The sequence below is a fragment of the Burkholderia sp. DN3021 genome, assembly GCF_049805555.1.
In the GTDB taxonomy this organism is placed as follows: domain Bacteria; phylum Pseudomonadota; class Gammaproteobacteria; order Burkholderiales; family Burkholderiaceae; genus Burkholderia; species Burkholderia pyrrocinia_C.
Genome location: NZ_JBNCAB010000004.1, coordinates 1 through 16,351, shown reverse-complemented (window position 1 = coordinate 16,351; position 16,351 = coordinate 1). Strand labels below are relative to the sequence as shown.

General features: G+C 66.1%; 20 protein-coding genes and 3 pseudogenes. 11 read left to right on the top strand and 12 right to left on the bottom strand.

The window, feature by feature from the left end:
• Positions 1-163: 163 nt before the first annotated feature.
• Positions 164-376: a hypothetical protein gene (locus tag ACPUER_RS03370; protein ID WP_244137267.1), complete on the bottom strand. Its 213-nt coding sequence runs from the start codon at positions 374-376 to the stop codon at positions 164-166.
• Between the two features lie 40 nt (positions 377-416).
• Between ACPUER_RS03370 and ACPUER_RS03365 the strand changes: the two are divergent.
• A pseudogene (locus ACPUER_RS03365) lies at positions 417-509 on the top strand (MarC family protein); the annotation flags it as partial.
• A gap of 326 nt (positions 510-835) precedes the next feature.
• On the opposite strand, the gene ACPUER_RS03360 reads toward ACPUER_RS03365, so the two are convergent.
• The 3 genes from ACPUER_RS03360 to ACPUER_RS03350 all read right to left on the bottom strand — a co-directional run bounded on the left by ACPUER_RS03360 (position 836) and on the right by ACPUER_RS03350 (position 3,582).
• On the bottom strand, positions 836-1,645 hold the full coding sequence (locus tag ACPUER_RS03360) for a TlpA family protein disulfide reductase (protein WP_425130343.1): 810 nt from the start codon (positions 1,643-1,645) through the stop codon (positions 836-838).
• Positions 1,646-1,655: 10 nt separating this feature from the next.
• A complete protein-coding gene (locus tag ACPUER_RS03355; RefSeq protein ID WP_425130342.1) occupies positions 1,656-2,516 on the bottom strand; it encodes an ion transporter in 861 nt (286 codons plus the stop codon).
• 481 nt (positions 2,517-2,997) lie between these two features.
• On the bottom strand, positions 2,998-3,582 hold the full coding sequence (locus ACPUER_RS03350; RefSeq protein ID WP_310130476.1) for a DUF4410 domain-containing protein: 585 nt from the start codon (positions 3,580-3,582) through the stop codon (positions 2,998-3,000).
• Between the two features lie 30 nt (positions 3,583-3,612).
• On the opposite strand from ACPUER_RS03350, the gene ACPUER_RS03345 reads away from it, so the two are divergent.
• The gene (locus tag ACPUER_RS03345) at positions 3,613-3,792 is read left to right on the top strand and encodes a hypothetical protein (protein ID WP_175960249.1); all 180 of its coding nucleotides are present in this window, start codon (positions 3,613-3,615) and stop codon (positions 3,790-3,792) included.
• A gap of 54 nt (positions 3,793-3,846) precedes the next feature.
• Here ACPUER_RS03345 and ACPUER_RS03340 read toward each other — a convergent pair whose 3' ends face one another.
• Entirely contained in the window at positions 3,847-4,848 is a 1,002-nt protein-coding gene (locus ACPUER_RS03340) for a hypothetical protein (protein ID WP_425130341.1), read from the bottom strand.
• Between the two features lie 130 nt (positions 4,849-4,978).
• Here ACPUER_RS03340 and ACPUER_RS03335 point away from each other — a divergent pair.
• Positions 4,979-5,075: pseudogene (locus ACPUER_RS03335) on the top strand (class I SAM-dependent methyltransferase); the annotation flags it as partial.
• Between the two features lie 51 nt (positions 5,076-5,126).
• On the opposite strand, the gene ACPUER_RS03330 reads toward ACPUER_RS03335, so the two are convergent.
• The 3 genes from ACPUER_RS03330 to ACPUER_RS03320 form a co-directional block, all read right to left on the bottom strand.
• Positions 5,127-6,470 carry a type II toxin-antitoxin system HipA family toxin gene (locus tag ACPUER_RS03330; protein WP_425130340.1) on the bottom strand — a complete coding sequence of 448 codons (1,344 nt, stop codon included), beginning with the start codon at positions 6,468-6,470 and terminating at the stop codon, positions 5,127-5,129.
• Between the two features lies 1 nt (position 6,471).
• Positions 6,472-6,735 carry a helix-turn-helix domain-containing protein gene (locus ACPUER_RS03325; RefSeq protein ID WP_152855977.1) on the bottom strand — a complete coding sequence of 88 codons (264 nt, stop codon included), beginning with the start codon at positions 6,733-6,735 and terminating at the stop codon, positions 6,472-6,474.
• Positions 6,736-7,047: 312 nt separating this feature from the next.
• The gene (locus tag ACPUER_RS03320) at positions 7,048-7,524 is read right to left on the bottom strand and encodes a GNAT family N-acetyltransferase (protein ID WP_310130485.1); all 477 of its coding nucleotides are present in this window, start codon (positions 7,522-7,524) and stop codon (positions 7,048-7,050) included.
• A gap of 23 nt (positions 7,525-7,547) precedes the next feature.
• On the opposite strand from ACPUER_RS03320, the gene ACPUER_RS03315 reads away from it, so the two are divergent.
• Complete coding sequence (locus tag ACPUER_RS03315; protein WP_208457416.1) at positions 7,548-7,712, top strand: hypothetical protein; 165 nt, start codon at positions 7,548-7,550, stop codon at positions 7,710-7,712.
• Between the two features lie 33 nt (positions 7,713-7,745).
• On the opposite strand, the gene ACPUER_RS03310 is transcribed toward ACPUER_RS03315, so the two are convergent.
• A complete protein-coding gene (locus ACPUER_RS03310; protein ID WP_425130339.1) occupies positions 7,746-8,783 on the bottom strand; it encodes an aldo/keto reductase in 1,038 nt (345 codons plus the stop codon).
• A gap of 133 nt (positions 8,784-8,916) precedes the next feature.
• On the opposite strand from ACPUER_RS03310, the gene ACPUER_RS03305 reads away from it, so the two are divergent.
• The 6 genes and pseudogenes from ACPUER_RS03305 (at position 8,917) to ACPUER_RS03280 (ending at position 13,478) form a co-directional block, all read left to right on the top strand.
• Complete coding sequence (locus tag ACPUER_RS03305) at positions 8,917-9,804, top strand: LysR family transcriptional regulator (RefSeq protein WP_425130338.1); 888 nt, start codon at positions 8,917-8,919, stop codon at positions 9,802-9,804.
• A 179-nt stretch (positions 9,805-9,983) separates the two neighbouring features.
• Positions 9,984-10,283 carry an ArsR/SmtB family transcription factor gene (locus tag ACPUER_RS03300; protein WP_034181860.1) on the top strand — a complete coding sequence of 100 codons (300 nt, stop codon included), beginning with the start codon at positions 9,984-9,986 and terminating at the stop codon, positions 10,281-10,283.
• A gap of 29 nt (positions 10,284-10,312) precedes the next feature.
• Positions 10,313-11,665: a pyridoxal phosphate-dependent decarboxylase family protein gene (locus tag ACPUER_RS03295; protein ID WP_425130337.1), complete on the top strand. Its 1,353-nt coding sequence runs from the start codon at positions 10,313-10,315 to the stop codon at positions 11,663-11,665.
• Between the two features lie 170 nt (positions 11,666-11,835).
• Entirely contained in the window at positions 11,836-12,303 is a 468-nt protein-coding gene (locus ACPUER_RS03290; protein ID WP_175960263.1) for a cupin domain-containing protein, read from the top strand.
• A 163-nt stretch (positions 12,304-12,466) separates the two neighbouring features.
• Positions 12,467-12,613 (top strand): annotated as a pseudogene (locus tag ACPUER_RS03285) (glycoside hydrolase domain-containing protein); the annotation flags it as partial.
• Positions 12,614-12,656: 43 nt separating this feature from the next.
• Positions 12,657-13,478, top strand: coding sequence for an SDR family NAD(P)-dependent oxidoreductase (locus tag ACPUER_RS03280; RefSeq protein WP_425130336.1), 822 nt, complete (start codon positions 12,657-12,659; stop codon positions 13,476-13,478).
• Between the two features lie 184 nt (positions 13,479-13,662).
• Here the strand turns inward: ACPUER_RS03280 and surE are convergent, their stop codons facing one another.
• From surE to ACPUER_RS03265, 3 genes are all read right to left on the bottom strand, one after another.
• The gene (gene surE, locus ACPUER_RS03275; protein WP_175960267.1) at positions 13,663-14,442 is read right to left on the bottom strand and encodes a 5'/3'-nucleotidase SurE; all 780 of its coding nucleotides are present in this window, start codon (positions 14,440-14,442) and stop codon (positions 13,663-13,665) included.
• Positions 14,443-14,619: 177 nt separating this feature from the next.
• Positions 14,620-14,928, bottom strand: coding sequence for an AzlD family protein (locus tag ACPUER_RS03270; protein ID WP_175002410.1), 309 nt, complete (start codon positions 14,926-14,928; stop codon positions 14,620-14,622).
• Positions 14,921-15,655, bottom strand: coding sequence for an AzlC family ABC transporter permease (locus ACPUER_RS03265; protein ID WP_072438172.1), 735 nt, complete (start codon positions 15,653-15,655; stop codon positions 14,921-14,923). The genes ACPUER_RS03270 and ACPUER_RS03265 overlap by 8 nt, the downstream gene beginning before the upstream one ends.
• Positions 15,656-15,780: 125 nt before the next feature.
• Between ACPUER_RS03265 and ACPUER_RS03260 the strand changes: the two genes are divergently transcribed.
• The gene (locus ACPUER_RS03260) at positions 15,781-16,239 is read left to right on the top strand and encodes an Lrp/AsnC family transcriptional regulator (protein ID WP_175960269.1); all 459 of its coding nucleotides are present in this window, start codon (positions 15,781-15,783) and stop codon (positions 16,237-16,239) included.
• Positions 16,240-16,351: the final 112 nt, after the last annotated feature.

Sequence of the window (16,351 nt, the reverse complement as noted above, 5' to 3'; positions counted from 1 at the left end):
GAAGGCCGATTCATCCATTCGCGCAAACGTGCATCCACTGTAGACGAATCGACGGTGGAATGGGCATCGGTCAATTGCGTTCTGCCCACGTTAGCCATCAGGACAAGACACGTGCGCTTGTGTCTGCCGCGTTGGCCGGACGCCGTCACATCGTCTCCAAATGTCAATGCTCCGGCACATCCACCATCGGCATCGCATCGATGCCGTGCGCCGTCTCCGCCGCCATGCGTCGCGTAAGCGCATCGCCGGCCTGCTCGCGATAACGTTCGAACCCCCTCGCGAACGCGGCGGAGTCACCCGCGAGCGCGAGTCGCTCCAGCGTCGCGCAGAGATCCGATATCCCGCTTTCCCCGATCATCGCGAATGCGCCGCGCATGCTGTGGATCTCCGTGCGCGCCACCTTCAGGTCGCGATGCGTGAGTGCGTTCCTGCTGCTGTGCGTCGGCGTGCAGATCATGTTGACCGGTATCGCCGAGTTCGCGCGATCGATCGGTGCACAGGCGGGTTGAGCGAGGACGGGGCCGGTTTCGATTGCCGCGCCGTCAGCGTTTGCCGGCACATGAAACACCCCGGCGATGGCCGGTCGTGCGGGAAGCGGTCCGGCGGGTTGATCGGGACGGCGCCCGGATTTCGCGATTGCTGCGCGGTGGTGTTTGCCGGCGCGTGAAACACCCTGATGATGGCCGGTCGAGCGGGAAACAGTTCGGCCGCTGCGTCGCAAGCCGGCCTCGCGTTTCGCGTTCGCCGGCCTGCGCCGGACGACGCAGCCCCGGGATGTTCGCCGGGCCTATTGCTGCGACGCCTGACGATGCGTCGGCGCAGCCGTTTCCGCACCTCAGAGACCGAAGCGCGTATTCACCGTGTCCTTGAGCCTTGCGGCGGTGATCTCGCCCATGTGCGACTCGACGAGTTTGCCTTTTTCATCGAAGAACAGCGTCGTCGGCAGCCCGCGCGAACCGTAGGTCCGCATCGCGCCGAGCGAGCGGTCGAGCAGCACGTGGTCGAAGCGCAGCCCTTTGCGTTCAAGAAACGCGCGCACGGTCTGCACATCCTCGCCTTGATTGATCATCAGGAAACTGACGCCCGGGTAATCCTGTTGTGCCTGCGCCAGGATCGGCATTTCGCGCTGGCACGGCGGGCACCAGGTCGCCCACAGGTTCACGACGACGGGTTTGCCCGCGTAGCGGTTCGGTGCGACGGGCGTCGCATCGAGCGTCTCGACCCGTAGCGCGGACAGCGGCGGCGCCGTGCGGTCGAACGTCGCCAGCAGACCCTGCGCCGCACCCCAAGCCAGCATGCCGGCGGCGATGCCGGCGAGCGCGGGGCGCGCCAGCCCCGGCAGGCGGCGCGACCGCCAGCCGATATAGGCGAGCGCGACCGGCAAGCCGATCCACCATGTAAAGCCGCCGTCGCCGAGCGCGACGAGGGATTTCGGTGACGCGAAATAGTCCGGCCACCAGCGCGCGATATAGCCGATGCGAGCGGCGATCAGACCGATCAGCAGTGCGTCGAGCAGCAGGCTTGCGGATGTCTTGTGCTGGCCGGCGGGCCGGTTGCGCTGCGCGAAGCGCGCGACGAGCCACGCGATCAGGGCGGCGATGGCTACGGCCACGACCCTTACGGAAAAGGGGCCGATGCTCAGCATGAGGAAGCGTTCATTGTCGTTGATCGAATGAGGAATGCGTTGATGATTGGCGGTCAGGCACACGCTGCGTTGCCGTGGCGCTGGCATCGTCGCGTTGCTTCGATGCGCATGCGCCGCAATGCGGACAGACCGCCGCACTGGCATCGCCGGACGATGCTTGCTGCGCCCGTCCGCGTTCGAGCACGGACGCGACGAGCTCCGTGCCCATGATACCGGTCGGGAACGCGATGATGCCGTAACCGAGCAGGATCGCGCACGACGTGATCAGCCGGCCGAGCGGCGTATGCGGCGTCAGGTCGCCGTAACCGGTCGTGCTCATCGTCACGGCGGCCCGGTACACGCCGACCGGAATGCCCGTGATGCCGTTCTCGGGGCCTTCGACGAGAAAAATCACCGTGCCGAGGATCACGACGATCACGAACATCCCGCCGATGAACACGAAGATCTTGCGCCGCGCACGCGCGAGCGCGCGGATCAGCATCTGGCCTTCCTCGAGATAGATCGCGAGCCCGAGTATGCGGAATACGCGCAGGAGCCGTAGCAGGCGCACGTCGATCAGCGCATGCAGGCCGGGGAAGAAAAACGCGAGATAGGTCGGCAGGATCGACACGAGATCGACGATGCCGAAGAAGCTGCGCGCATAGGCGGCGGGCTTCGGCTCCGTGAAGAGCCGCATCGCATATTCGACGGTGAACAGCAGCGTGAACGCCCACTCGGCCGCGTACAGCGCGTTCCGGTACTGCGCGTGCAGTTCCTGCACGCTGTCGATCATCACGACGAACACGCTCGCGACGATCAGCGCGAGCACCGCGATGTCGAGGCCGCGGAGAAAGCGGGGACGACGGATCGCGTCGCGGATCGCGGCGCGCATCGTATGGACGAGGGGGGAGGTCGAGAGGTTCGCGGGTCGGAGTTTACGTGCCGCCCGACGCCAATCCTATCGGACCTGTCTGAATTGCCGGTGGATCTTCTTGCGCCCGAAAATCAGACCAGACTGATTCCCGGATGCGGAGCGCTCGTCAACAATGGATCTACCGGACGGCGTGGTGGCTGGCCGGCGTCTCCGTCTGAACACGGTAGACCTCTCCTTTACGGCTGCTTCAGGGCAGCCGTTTTTTTGCCGCCTTGTGTATGACGCCGATCGCCGATACAACGAAGACACGGACGAGCGCATGTCCGATCGGAATGCGGTAATCGAAGCCGCGACGCGTGCCTGTTGCCAAGGGGCATGCTCAAAGGAGAATCTGCTCGATGAAGATCGTTGCGGTCGCAACCCGCATCGTAGCCGTTGGGTGAGCGCAGCGGCTGCTGCCCGACGGGCCGCGAATCCGCGGTCCGTCGGGCGGCGGACATTACAGTTTCTTCTCGTGAGCCGCGTCCGCTTGTTGCGCGCCGGCCGACGGGTCGAGCGTCGACAGCGTCTTCTCGGTGAAATTCTCGTACAGCCAGTCCATGCGTGTCCCGTCCATACCGGCGATACCGCCGAGTGCATACGATGCCGACACCTTGAAGCGGTCGACCTGACGATTGTCGGTGCCGACGAGCGTCACGGTGCCGTCGACATGATCGCTGCCCGCCATGAAGCCGAACATGACCGCGGAGAAACTCGAGCGCACCCGAATGCCGGTGACTTCGACGTTCAGGTGCATTGCATCGGTTGAATCGGCCTTTGCCAGAAGCTTGCGTGCGTACAGTGCGTTTTCGATTTGCTCCTGCAGTTTCTTGGGGCTGAACTTCAGATTGTCTTTCAACGCTTCCTGGGCAGCCGCGTCCAGCGTAACTTTCACGATAACCGGCTTGGTGCCGAATTTGGACGTCGACGCAGTCGCGGTGGCCCCCGCCTGATTACCTGCGTCGCGTGTCACGCTGCTTGCGCAGCCCGACAGGAAGCCGATCGTCACCAGTGCCAGAGTGGCATGACGGATAACAGATTTCATGATTTGGTCTATTGATTAAGGTTATTTGAGATGGCTCTGTGGCCGGGCGAAAATTTATCACGGGGGGATCTGATTCAAATGGTCGAATTGACAGAAAACGCCCCGGCATTTATTCGCCACGGGCGTTTTTTTTCGCGGATCGAGGATATGAGCACGCTGCGCGGCGATCCGGTTTCGTTCTACCCGAATCCGAACGAGGAGAAGCGGTGACGCAGGCGCGGTAAACAGGCATCCGCTGCCGCGCCGCCGATCATATGCGTGCGGTCACTGGCCGTTGCCGGATGCCGCGCTGCCGAGCCTGTAGGCCGTGAAGAATTCGTACCACGGCGAACCTTCCGCAATCGGTACGCCGAGCGCCGATATGCGGCGCTTCAGCGCCCCGAACACGTTGTTGATGCGGGCCGTCTGCGCGGCGTCATTGAATGGATAGGGCCGGGACCTTCCCGCCGCGAACGCGCCATACGCGATCGCGAGCAGGCGTGCGCTGTCGTCGGTGCCCGCGATCGCCGCGTCGATCGTTTCGACGAAGCGCGGCCGGTCTTCGGCGCGCGACCCGGACAGGCACAGGAATACGATGGCCGACAGTTCATGCAGGTCGTTCACCTGCAGCAAGGCGGGCAGCCGCGCGACGATCCGTTCCACCGGCTCTTCACGCAGCGCGTCGCCGAAGTCGAGCACGGCGGCCATCGGATTCCTGTCTGATTTCAGGCGATCGAGCGCAGCCGGCGTGGCCGACGCGCCGTCCGGCAACGACGGCGGCGCGGATCGCAACGCATCCGCCACCTGCTGCGTCCATTCCGGAAAGATCATCCGCACGTTACCGAACTGTTCGCCGCCTTCTGCCGCCGGATTCCATCGATAAACGATCGTGCCGCCGCGAATGAACGGCGAATACAGATGCTCGGGCGTTTGCGGCAGCGGCCGCCGATTGATCGGCAGCCACGCGAGCGTCAGCCAGTCGTAGCGGCCGGTCGCGGGCACCGACGGGCTCGAACTCGCGACGACCTGCCACGTGCCGCGATTCGCATAACGGCGGCGCGCGTCGGGCACCGGGACGGTCCGGCCTTTCGCGGTGTCGAAATACGTCGCGCCGGTCACGTTCGCGCCGCTGTCCGCGGCCGGCGTGATGGTGGAGATGACCCACGACGAACCGTCCGCCGAACGGTAGTCGGACGGCTTCAGCGTGGCGACGTCGTGAACCATGCGCGTTTCCGCCGCGACGGGGCTCGGGGGGAGATTGGCGGGAGCGGCGACGATACTCGGCATGGGCTTTCCTCGGAATCGGGGGCGTATCGTCGAACGGGGACGAGGCACGGCGGCGCGGGTTGTTTTCTGTAACTGTAGAACTTCGCCGCCGGAAACGGAAAGCGCCGGATGTGGCGCAACCCGGTCATGCGAACCGCTGCCGGACCATGCCGATACGGATGGATCGGTTGAAGCAGTGGGCGCACGTACCGCTGTTTCTGTGGATCAAGGGGAGGCCGGCGGGGTGAGGCAGGCGCAGGAGGTCGGACTTGTTCCCGTCGGCTGAATCTGCGCGGGTATCAGTTTTCCTTGCCGTGATTTGCCAGCAATTCCGAGCGGCCAATCACCTCTCTCGCGTTATCAGCCCGGTCCGCGTCTGAGAACCCGGCGGCCTCGATGACCGGCGTGAGTGCTTTGAGCGCCACTTGTGGCTTGGCGCTGCGGAGCGACCCCATGCCTTCGTTCCATGCGTGCAGCATCTGCTTCGCGATCCAGTGCCACCGCGTTTCATTTTTCGCCGCTTCGACGATGTCTTTTCCTGTTGATACGGCGGAGTCGCACAGTGCTTCGACCATTTCGCGATATTGCTTCGGCGGAATGCCGAGACGCGTGTTGAAAAAGCGTTCCAGCGTCTTGCCAGGTGCCCACGTTTTGCGACCTTCGACGCTCAGGCCGGGGGGATTGTTCGCAAAGCGCGGATAGGCCTCAGTGGTGACAATGTCGTAGGCTGGCGTGTAGACGACGTCATCGATGTTCGAGTAGAGGAGAGCGATGTTCTTGGCGTGGCAGTCCGCGTTGCGCACAACATAGTTGGCGATGAGCTGCCAGCCGAGTTGCTCGGCCTCTCGTCTCCAATTGGCGGCGCTGATATAGGGCTTCGTTGCGTTGAGGACCTGTTCGGTCGACGGGCGGTATTTCTCGTGAGGAGGAAGCCCAAGCAGGCTGCAAGCGTCTTCCAGGCCAAACGTCGGTTTGCCTTGCTCGTCGACGTCGAACCGGTCAACGACGAGCACGCGGCCATCGTCCGACATCGTGGTCTTTGCTACTCTGGCGACGCCGAGTTTTGCCAGCACCTGCATCGAGTAGTGCTCGTTGAAACCAAGATAGGGTGTTTGCTCATCGGATCCCTTGATGATGTGTCGGCTCGTGCGGAGTGTTTGCTTGCCTACCTGTGCCTGGGTCGGCGAGAGTTCAGGCGCAAGGAATTTGGGCACGGCACCTGAAATTGCCGCGCGAGCGTAGTACCGTACAAGTTCCGCAAAGCGAGCGGTTGTGATGTCCTCGTGCAGCAGGCTCTTCAGGTCGAGCGGGTCGAGTTCACCGCCTGGCGCGCCATCTTCTGGGGCGACGGTTACCCGGCCGATGCCGGCGCTGCCGATGACGGCCAGAAGCGAAAGGTCTGTTCCATCGAGATAGGGGCCGAACTCTTCGCGAATCACCTGAAAGAGAAAACCTTCCGGCAAGTTTTGCCGGAAGAAGGGATGCAAGTCGCGAGGCCAGACCCAGGGATCTTCGCGAACGGGCATGGTCAGGCTGGCAAAATCTTCGGCGGTAGCGTCCGCGGTGTAACGCAGCGCATAGTCGTCCGCCTGGCGATAGAGATGAGCAACGAGTCTGTCTTTGACGTAGACGGGGAGGCGCATGTCACGAATCTCCCATCGTGCGTTGTTCGGTCAGTATGTCGTCCAGCGTGCGTCCATGTCCGCGCTTGACCGCTCGCAGGTCATAACCGGCTGCTTCAAGGAGGCGAACGAGCGCAGATACGCTCATGTCGCCTCGCGCAAGCGTTTCCATGCGGGCGAGCGTCGTACGCGCGACACCGGCGCGCTCGGCCAGCTCTTGCTGTGAGAGACCTGCCGCGCGGCGGCCTTCTCTCAGCATTTCTCCAACATCGGCCAGTGTTGTCATTTGTAGCCCCGAGGCATCAAAAATTGCCAGATTGGTTCTGATTGTAGCCCTTCTGCTACAAAATGGCATATTTAAATTGTAGCCTTGGGGATACAGGAGCTGGCGAAGAGGAAGATTTTGTGGCCCCGGGGCTACCAAGGCTGCCGAGGCGACCGTTTCCGGGATTGAGCATGGGATTCAATCGTGCGGGGCAATTCCGGAGGCGGCGCTGCCCATGTTTCGCCATTTGGCTCATTGAAGCAATGGTCGCGAGTGCCGCCGTTTCCGTGGATCAAGGCGCGGCCGCTGGGTTGACCACCCGCCCCGCCGTGCTCAGCGCGGCAACACCTTCCTGTAGACCACGAACCCCGATTTTTCCGCGACGGTGTCGTACAGCCGCATCGCCGTGTGATTCGTCTCGTGCGTCTGCCAGTACACGCGTTCGGCGCGATGCTGGCGCGCGGCGTCGTACACGGCCTCGATCAGCGCGCGGCCGACACCCTTGCCGCGCTCGCTGTCGAGCGTGAACAGATCCTGCAGATAGCAGGTCGGCCCGGCGAGCGTCGTGCTGCGGTGATACAGGAAATGCGCGAGCCCGACCAGCTTGCCGTCGCGCTCCGCGACGAAAGCATGTACGGGTTCGTAGCCGTCGAAGAAGCGCGACCACGTGAGCTGCGTGATGGCCGGTGGCAGTGCCGTGTCGCCGAAGCGTCCGTAGAAGCGGTTGTAGCCGTCCCACAGCGGCAGCCAGTGGTCATAGTCGTCTTCCCGGACCGCGCGTACGGTCAGGCCGGCGTCGTTGGCGTTCATGTTTGCGGACCTTTCGATCAGGAGTGGGCGCGAGTTCCGCGCTCGACGAAGCCACGGAGCGCGACATCATGGAGCATGTGCGGCTGTTGGCCCGCGATGTCACGGTGATCGCGATCACGCACCGGCGTTCGGCCATCGGCGCGACCGACAAGGTCGTGCGGCTCGGCGACGCGGGCGTGCCAGCGTAGTGCGGCACGGCCACGTCCGTCGGCCGTCGCCCCTTACCCGCGCATCGGCGGATTGAGTCGCGCGAACGCCTGTTGCCGGCGATACGGGAAGTACGGATACGGCGCTTGCACCGCGCTCGCCGCGTCGAGCGTCGCGACCTGCGCATCGGTCAGCGACCAGCCGACCGCGCCGAGGTTCTGGCGCAGTTGTTCCTCGTTGCGCGCGCCGATGATCACCGACGACACGGTCGGCCGCTGCAGCAGCCAGTTCAGCGCGATCTGCGGCACGGTCTTGCCGGTTTCCTCCGCGATCGCGTCGAGCGCATCGACCACGTCGTACAGGCGCTCGTCGTCGACCGGCGGCCCGTAGCTGGCCGTTTCATGCAGGCGACTGCCTTCGGGCAGCGGCGCGTTGCGGCGAATCTTGCCGGTGAGCCGGCCCCAGCCGAGCGGGCTCCACACGAGCGCGCCAAGGCCCTGGTCCGCGCCGAGCGGCATCAGGTCCCACTCGTAGTCGCGGCCGACGAGCGAGTAGTAGACCTGGTTCGCCACGTAACGCGACCACCCGTAGCGATCGGCTGCCGCAAGCGATTTCATGATCTGCCAGCCCGCGAAATTCGATACGCCGATGTAGCGCAGCTTGCCCGCGCGCACCAGTTCGTCCAGCGTCGACATCACTTCCTCGACCGGCGTGCCCGCGTCGAACGCGTGCAACTGCAGCAGATCGATGTAGTCGGTGTCGAGGCGGCCCAATGCGGCGTCGACGGCGCGCACAAGCCGTGCGCGCGACGTGCCCGCGTCGTTCGGGCCATCGCCGGTCGGCAGGCCCGTCTTCGTCGAAATCAACACCCGGTCGCGACGCCCCTTGAGCGCCGCGCCGAGCACGCGTTCGGATTCGCCGTCCGAATACACGTCGGCGGTGTCGAACAGGTTGACGCCGGCTTCCAGGCAGATGTCGACCAGGCGGCGCGCTTCGTCGACGCCCGTGTTGCCCCATGCGCCGAACAACGGGCCGGTGCCGCCGAACGTGCCGGCACCGAAGCTCAGGACGGGAACCTTGAGGCCGGAGCGGCCGAGCGTACGGTATTCCATGTGCGTTTCCTTTGAATGGTCGAAGCCCGGCGCGTGCCGGACGGGCGCCCGTCGGCGGAATCACACTGTATCGCTTGCGGATATTTCAGATAATTTGGCAGAATTCGAAAATATCCTTCGTCTAAGGCGAATAATGCTGCTCGATAACCTCGCGCTGTTCCTGCGCATCGTGGAAAAGGGCGGGCTGGCTGCGGCGGGCCGGGAGGTCGGTCTGTCGCCGGCCACGGTGTCCGAACGGCTGGCGGCGCTCGAGCGCCACTACGGCGCGGCGCTGCTCACGCGCACGACGCGCGCGATCAGCCTGACCGACGAGGGCCGCACGCTGGTTGCCGGCGCGCGGCGCCTGCTGGCCGAGGCCGACGAACTCGAAAGCCGCGTGCGCGTAGGCGCACAGACGCTGTCGGGGCCCGTGCGCCTGAGCGCACCGGCCGATCTCGGGCGCGAGCGCGTCGTGCCCGTCGTCGACGCGTTCCTGGCCGAGCATCCGGGCGTCACGGTCGACCTGCATCTCGGCGACGGCTACGTCGATCTCGTCGGGCAAGGGCTCGATTTCGCGATCCGCCGCGGCACGCTGGCGGACAGTTCGCTGCGCAGCCGTTCGCTCGGCCGTGCACGGCGCGTGGTGTGCGCGTCGCCAGCGTATCTCGCCGCGCACGGCACGCCACGGCATCCGGACGATCTCGCGGCGCACGACTGCATCGTGATGCGTTTCGGGCCCGACCTGTATGCCGAATGGCCGTTCAGCATCGATGGCGAACTGAAGCGCGTGATGGTGCGCGGCCGGCGCGTCGCCAATGACGGCGCGCTCGTCCGTGTGTGGTGCATCGCGGGGCATGGCGTCGCGCTGAAGTCGCTGGTCGACGTTGAACGGGACCTGGCGTCCGGCGCGCTCGTCGAGGTCCTGCGCGCGTTCTCGCCGGGCGACGTCGATTTGCAGATCGTCTATCCGGGCAGCGCCGTGCAGCCGCGGCGCGTGCGCGCGTTGATCGAGCGGCTGGCGCAGGCACTGGCGGGGGCGTAAAGGCGCGTTGCTCACGCTGCCTGCGGGAGGGTGTGGCAGCCGTTTTGCCGCGATCGCATCGAATGCCGATGTCGTGATCCCGAACGTGACGCGACAGCCTGAAATCGAACCTCGAGCAGATTGCCCACGTTTCGTCATTTAGCTAATATGCGAAACGTTAAACAAAGCCTTCCAACCCCATGGACGACGTCACCCGCATCAGCGCACTGGCCAACGAAAGCCGTCTGGCCGTGATGCGCTGGCTCAAGCAGCCGCGCAAGCATTTCCCGCCGCAGCCGCACGGCGATTTCGACGAACTCGGCGTGTGCTGCACGTACATCACCGAGAAGCTCGGCATCGCGCCGGCCACGACCACGCGCCACATGCGCATCCTCGCGGATGCCGGGCTCGTGCAGGCGACCCGCGTCGGCAAGTTCACGTATTACAAGCGGATCGACGGCGCGCTGCAGCAGCTCGGCCGCGATCTCTCGCAACTCTGATTCGACCGATCCCCACCGAGGCAATCGATATGGACGAACTTGCATTGCTGGTCGACGCCGACCGGCGCGCGCATGCGTATCTCGCGGCGACGAACGAACGGCGGGCGTTTCCCGACGCAGCCGCGCTGGCCGGTCTCGCCGCCTTCGACGAGCCGCTGCCCGATACGGGCCGCCCGGCCGACGACGTGCTGCGCCTGCTCGACGAGCAGGGCTCGCCCGCGACCGTCGCGTCGAACGGCCCGAACTACTTCGGCTTCGTGATCGGCGCCGCGCTGCCGGCCGCGGCGGCGGCCGAGCGGCTGATGCTCGCGTGGGATCAGTGCGCGTCGTCGTACGCGAATTCGCCGGTGGCCGCGACGATCGAGCGTCGGGCCGCGCGCTGGGTCGTCGACGCGCTTGCGTTGCCCGAAGGCAGCGCGGTCGGTTTCGGCACGAGCGCGACGGCGTGCACGCTCGTCGCGCTGGTGGCCGCGCGGCGCGCGCTGCTTGCACGCAAGGGCTGGGACGTCGACGAGGACGGCCTGATCGGCGCGCCCGAGGTGAAGGTCGTGATCTCCGAGCTTGCGCACATCACGGTGAAGAAGGCGCTGCGCGTGCTCGGCTTCGGGCTGAAGCGTCTCGTCGTCGCGCCGGTCGATGCACACGGTCGCATCGACCCGGCGCAGTTGCCGCCGCTCGACGACATGACGATCCTCTGCTTGCAGGCCGGCGAAGTGAACACCGGCGAATTCGATCCGTTCGCGGCGCTGATTCCGCCTGCGAAGGCGGCCGGCGCATGGGTGCATGTGGACGGCGCGTTCGGGCTGTGGGCACGCGCGTCGTCGAAACGCGCGCTGACTGACGGCATCGACGGCGCGGATAGCTGGACCACCGACGGCCACAAATGGCTCAACACGCCGTACGACGGCGCGATGGTGATCTGCCGCGACGCGGACGCGCTCGCGACCGCGATGAACAGCGATGCCGTCTACCTGAGCGGCGCGCAGGACGCGCAGAAGAACCTGAACCTCGAATTCTCGCGGCGTGCGCGCGGCATTCCCGTGTGGGCCGCGCTGCGCTCGCTCGGCCGTGCCGGGCTGGCCACGATGGTCGAGCGGCATTGCGCGCAGGCATCGCGTGTCGCGGACGGCCTGCGTGCGGCCGGCTACGACGTGCTGAACCGCGTCGTGCTGAACCAGGTGCTGGTGCGCGCCGGCACGGACGAGGAAACTGTCGCGATCCGCGAGGCCGCGCAGGATTCGGGCGACGTGTGGTTCGGCGCGACCGTGTGGCAGGGGCGTCCGGCGTTCCGGATCAGCGTGTCGTCGTGGCGCACGGAAGACGCGCACATCGATCGGCTCGTGGCGCTGCTGACCGAACTGCGCGGCACGCCCGTGCGCTGACGGGTGGCGGGGGACGGAGCGGCGGCGAACCGGCGTCGCCATGCGATGCCGTGTCTCCACGCGGCCGGAAATGTCGGACAATGCCGGAGCGCGCCCATGCGCCGCATCGCCCGTTCGCCGGCCCCGGGTGGCGCGTCCAACCGATGCAGTCACGCTAACGAGAGTCCCCCATGTCGATCACCCCTCCCCGGGAATTGCTGAAGGCCGCCGATATCGCGAAGATGGAACCGACGCGCGCCGTGCATTCGCTGAATTCCAATGCCGTTCGTTTCAAAAGACCGCTCAGCGACCTGACCGGTATCACGCAGTTCGGCTTCCACCTGCTCACGCTGATGCCTGGCCACGAATCGGCCGAATACCACCGTCACCTGTACGAGGAAGAATGCGTGTACGTGCTGTCCGGCACGGGGACGGTCACGATCGGCGAACGCCCTTACGACGTCGGGCCCGGCGATTTCCTGGGCTTCGCGCGCGGCGGTGAAGCGCACACGCTGCAGAACACGGGCGACGTGCCGCTCGAACTGATCGTCGCCGGGCAGCGCCTCGAACACGACGTGTGCGAATACCCGAGAATCGGCAAGCGGCTGTACGTGGCCGGCGAGCTCGAGGATTTTGTCGACCTGCCGAAGCAGCGCTGAGCCGATCGGCGATGCCCTGATGCAGGCTGCAGGTCACCGCGCCCGGCGATCGCTGGGTTAAGCGGTTGTGACGATCGTCGCTGCCCCCTGTTTTCGCTGGTATCGCGGCTCGTGCGGCTGGCCTGTATCGACGCGAGAGCGATCCTGTCGGACCGGCTTCCCGATTCCCGGCAACGACGATTGCGGCCAGCTTTCCGCGTGGTACGTGCTGCCCGCGCCCGGCATCTGTTCGCTGAACCCGGTCGGCGGCGTGTTTTGCCTCGGTACGCCGCTGTTCGAGGAAGTGACGATCGATATCCCGGTCGCGTCGTCGCGCTTATGATGCGGGAACGCCACCGACAGGGTTCCCCGATATGGACGCGCCGCTCCCGCCGATGCATGCCCCGATTTCCGAAACGGAGCCTGAAACCGAAGCCGCTGCCGAGCCGCGCGCGTCGCGCCTGCATCGGCCCGTCGCGCTCGTCACCGGCTCGACGTCGGGGATCGGCGCGGCCATCGCGCGCCGCCTGGCGGCGGACGGCTATGCGGTGATCCTGCATTCCCGCAGTTCGGCCGACATCGGACGCGCGATGGCGCGCGAACTCGGCGCGGCCTACGTGCAGGCCGATTTCGCCGACGATGCCGAGCGCGTGCGGCTGATCCGCGACGCGCTCGCCGTGCACGGGCGGCTCGACGTGCTCGTCAACAATGCGGGGATCAGCCGCGTGATTCCGCACGAGGACCTCGCGGCGGCGACGCCCGACGTGTGGCGCGAGATACACGAGATCAACGTGATCGCGCCGTTCCGGCTTGTCGCCGAAGCACAGCCCGCGCTGCTCGAAGCGGCGTCGCGCGGGCGGGCCGGTTGCGTCGTGAACGTCAGCTCGCATGCGGGCGTGCGGCCGAAAGGCGCGTCGATTCCGTATGCGGCGGCGAAGGCCGCGCTCAATCACACGACGCGGCTGCTGGCGCGCACGCTCGCGCCGGCGATTCGCGTCAATGCGGTCGCGCCGGGGCTGGTCGATACGCCGCTGACCGCCGGCTGGACCGAAGCGCAGCAGCTCTGGCGAGAACGCGCGCCGATGCGTCGCGCGGCGGCGCCGGACGACATCGCGCAGACGGTCGCGATGCTCGTCGCGTCCGATTACGTGACGGGCGAGATCGTGATGCTCGACGGGGGATTGAACCTGACGTGACGCTGTGCGGGCGGCCGCGTACGCGACGTTGTGCGCCGATGCGACCGGGCAACGGGGTCGCCTCGCGCAGGCGTCGTGCGCAAGCGCCGAAGCGGCCGCCCGGCCGAAGCTGCCGAAGCTGCCGAAGCTGCCGAAGCTGCCGAAGCCGCCGAAGCTGCCGAAGCCGCCAACCCAGCCAACCCGATCAGCCGAGATTCGACCGCAGCCGCGCGAGCGCGCCGTCGTGCGTGCGCTCGAACTTCAGCGGCGTGACGGCCACATACCCTTCGCCCAGCGCGACCGTTTCCGAATCCGCGTCGTCGTCGCGCGGCGCGCGCGCGAGCTTCAGCCAGTGATAGTCGATCTCGCGCGGGTCGCGGCCCGACACGATCTCGACGCCCTGCAGCGTGCCGGCGCCCTGGTTCGTCACCTTCAGCCCGCGCACGTCCTGCGCGGGGCGTGCCGGGAAATTCACGTTGAGGCACGCGTCGCTGTCCCAGCCGGCGGCGACGAGCCGGCGAATGACGTCCGGCGCATGCGCGAGCGCCGTACTCCACGGCACCGCGTTGCGATCGGTGAACGCCTGGCTCAGCGCGATGGCCGGCACGCCGACCAGCATGCTCGTCATCGCGGCGCCGACCGTGCCGGAAAACACCGTTTCGGTGCCGAGATTCGCACCGCGGTTCACGCCGGACAGCACGACGTCGGGCCGCGCGTCCTTCATCAGGTGGCTGACCGCGATCGCGACGCAATCGCCGGGCGTGCCGCGCACCGCGAAGCGGCGTTCGCCCTTGCGATGCACGCGCAGCGGCTCGTGCAGGCTCAGCGAATGCGACGTGCCGCTCTGGTCTTCGGCCGGCGCGACGATCCACACTTCGCGCGCCAGTTGCGTGGCGACCTGTTCGAGCACGTCAAGGCCGGGGGCGTCGAATCCGTCGTCGTTGGTCAGCAGGACGCGGTCGAAAAGCGGGCGGGTTTCTTGCATCGGAGCGGTCCTCGCGGAGATGGGCGATCAGAGGGAAGTGCAGCGTGGCGCAAGCCACAAGGCTAGCATCCCGGCGTGAGAATCGTCGTGTCGTGTCGCCGGCGCGGACGTGAAAACGGGCGCATCGCGCGCCCGTTCGTCGGTGGAGGTGCCGCGTGCGCGGCGGGTCGGAACGGTTTATCCGAGCAGGTGCCGCAGCAGCCCCGCCGACACGACGCCGACGATGACGGTCGGCAGGATCGACAGCCGCGTCGCCGCGAGCAGCGTGATCGCGAGTGCGAGCAGGTCGGCCGGGCGCGTCGACACGAAGGCCGGCGCGATCACCGAGATCAGCACGCAGCCGGGCACGTTCTCCATTACCGATGCCATCCGCGGGCTGAGCGTGCGGTTGCGCAGCAGCACGTAGCCGAGGATGCGCGACAGGTAGGTCGTCGACGCCATCAGCACGATCGTCGCGACGGTGCTGAAATCCGGAAGCTCAGGCATCGCGCGGCTCCCACCGCAGCGCGGCGATCAGTCCCGCGCACGCGCCGGCCGCGACGTACCACGCGCCGGGCACGGCCAGGTGCGTGGCTGCCGCGACGACGAGGCTCACGAACCACGGGCGGCTCGCGCGCATCCCCTTCCACATCCCGCGCAGCAGCACCAGAAACACGGCCGTGAACGCCATGTCGAAGCCGTACTGCTCGACGTTGCCGATCGTCGGGCCGACCGCCGCGCCGAGCGTGGTCATCGAGATCCACGTGAGGTAGAGCCCCGCGCAGATGCCCGCGTAATAGGGCACGCTGATGTGCGTGGCCGAGCGCGAGCGCGCATCGGCGAGCGACATCGCCCAGCTCTCGTCGCACATGAAGAACAGCGCCGCGAACGCGCGGCGGCGCGGCAGGCGCCGGATGTACGGCGCGAACGCGGCGCCCATCAGGATGTGCCGCGAGTTCACGAGGAACGACATCGCGACGATCAGCGCGATATGCGGCGGCGAGGTCCACAGATGGATCGCCGCGAATTCGGACCCGCCGCCGAAGTTCAGGCCCGTCATCATCGGTACCTCGAACAGGCTCAACCCTTTTTGCGCCGCCTGCGCGCCCAGCACCAGCGCGAACGGCACGAAACCCAGCATGACGGGCAGCGCCGCGCGCAATCCGCGACCCATCTCGGCGACATAGGCGGGCTTGTCGCGAAGCCCGGACGACGTTGAAACGCTACTGCTCATGACTCCTCCTTCGGGGGAGGGATTGTCTGCTTTTTTGACTCGAATCGGGTTGCGTTGTCGCCATGGATTTCGGAGAATTTGGCATTGAACGCGTGATTTGAGAATTTCTTGGAATCGGATGCCAAATGAAACTGGATGCCATCGACCGGCGGATCCTCAGCGCGCTCCAGCGCGACGGCCGCATGCAGAACGTGGAACTCGCGCACGAGATCGGGCTGTCGCCGTCGCCGTGCCTGCGGCGCGTGCGGCTTCTCGAGGAAGCGGGCGTGATCGAGAAATACGTGGCCGTGCTGAATCCCGCGAAGGTCGGCAAGGGGCTGACCATCTTCACGCGCGTATGGCTGAAGGGGCAGGACGCGGAATCCGTGAACCGTTTCGCCGATGCCGTTCAGCAGATGCCGGAAGTCGTCGAGTGCCACCTGATGGCCGGCGACTGCGATTTCCTGCTGCGTGTCGTCGCGGCCGATATCGACGACTACCGGCGCTTCCAGATGGAAACCCTGACGCGCATCCCGGGCGTGCTGAGCGTGAAGACCGATATTCCGATGCAGAAGGTCAAGCTCACGTCGGCGCTTCCGACCTAGTGTCCTGTTCCGTTGTTAACTGAACTATGTTCGCGTAGCATGTAGACGTCAACGGAACGGGAGACGTCAACATGGCGATGGGACGACCGAAGGCGGAACTGGTGCTGAGCGA